This window comes from Streptomyces sp. NPDC050743, assembly GCF_044456925.1.
GTDB lineage: Bacteria > Actinomycetota > Actinomycetes > Streptomycetales > Streptomycetaceae > Streptomyces.
Window position 1 is genome coordinate 1 of record NZ_JBITGJ010000334.1, and the last position, 1,347, is coordinate 1,347.

Here is a 1,347-nt window from a genome sequence, read left to right on the forward strand (position 1 = left end):
AGACGGGGTAGCGGGACTCGCGGCGTACGGCCATGAAGATGCGCGGCATGACCGGGAAGTGGAAGGCCATGTGGCACTCGTCGCCGCCGGAGCCGAAGTCGCCGAAGTAGTCGACGACGTCCTCCGGCCACTGGTTGGCCTCCGCCAGCAGCACGGTGTCCGGGTACATCGCGTCGATCTCACGGCGGACCCGCTTCAGGAACTCGTGGGTCGCCGGCAGGTTCTCGCAGTTGGTGCCCTCCTCGGCGTAGAGGTAGGGGACCGCGTCGAGTCGGTAGCCGTCGATCCCGAGGTCCAGCCAGAACCTGAGGGCCGCCAGGATCTCCTCCTGCACGGCCGGGTTCTCGTAGTTGAGGTCGGGCTGGTGCGAGAAGAAGCGGTGGAAGTAGTACTGGCCGCGCACCGGGTCGAAGGTCCAGTTGGAGGCCTCGGTGTCGACGAAGATGATCCGGGCGTCCTCGTACTGCTTGTCGTCGTCGGCCCACATGTAGTAGTCCCCGTACGGGCCGTCGGGGTTCTTGCGGGACTCCTGGAACCACGGGTGCTGGTCGCTGGTGTGGTTCATGACGAAGTCGATGATCACGCGCATGCCGCGCTGGTGGGCGGCGTCCACGAACTCCACGAAGTCGGCGAGGTCACCGAACTCCGGCAGGACGGCGGTGTAGTCCGAGACGTCGTAACCGCCGTCTTTCAGAGGTGACTTGAAGAACGGCGGCAGCCACAGACAGTCCACGCCGAGCCACTGCAGATAGTCGAGCTTGGCGGTCAGACCCTTCAGGTCGCCGATGCCGTCGCCGTTGCTGTCCTGGAAGGAGCGGACCAGGACCTCGTAGAAGACGGCGCGTTTGAACCACCCCGGGTCCCGGTCCTTGGCGGGAGTGTCCTCGAAGGTGTCGTGTACGGGTTCGTTGACGGTCATGAGGCCGCGGGCCCTCCGTTCTGGGACGTCGATCGCCCGACGTGGAGCACGTGCGCCGGCCCGCTGCCGGGCGTCAGGCGCACGTAGTTGGTCCTGCCCCAGTGGTACGTCTCACCCGTCAGTTCGTCGTGCACGGACAGGGCGGAGTCCCATTCCAGGCCGAGTTGCGGCATGTCCAACGAGACCGTGGCCTCCTGGGTGTGGTGCGGATCGAGATTGACGACCACGATGACCGTGTTGGCACCCGTGCTCTTGCTGTAGGCGAGCACCGCATCGTTGTCGGTCTGGTGGAAGCGGAGGTTCCGCAGGCGCTGTAGCGCGGGGTGCTGCCGTCGGATGTCGTTGAGCTTGGTGATGAGGGGCGCGATGGTGCGGCCCTCACGCGCGGCCGCCTCCCAGTCCCGTCGCTTGAGCTGGTACTTCTCCGA

At 66.0% G+C, this 1,347-nt stretch carries 2 protein-coding genes; both read right to left on the reverse strand.

Annotated elements, in window-relative coordinates:
* Positions 1-919: alpha-amylase family glycosyl hydrolase (locus ACIBJF_RS53460; protein WP_399185122.1), on the reverse strand; the 919-nt coding region annotated here is incomplete at its 3' end.
* Positions 916-1,347, reverse strand: a 432-nt coding sequence (locus ACIBJF_RS53465) for an alpha-glucosidase C-terminal domain-containing protein (RefSeq protein WP_399185123.1), incomplete at its 5' end; no start/stop codon positions are given. The genes ACIBJF_RS53465 and ACIBJF_RS53460, both read right to left, overlap by 4 nt.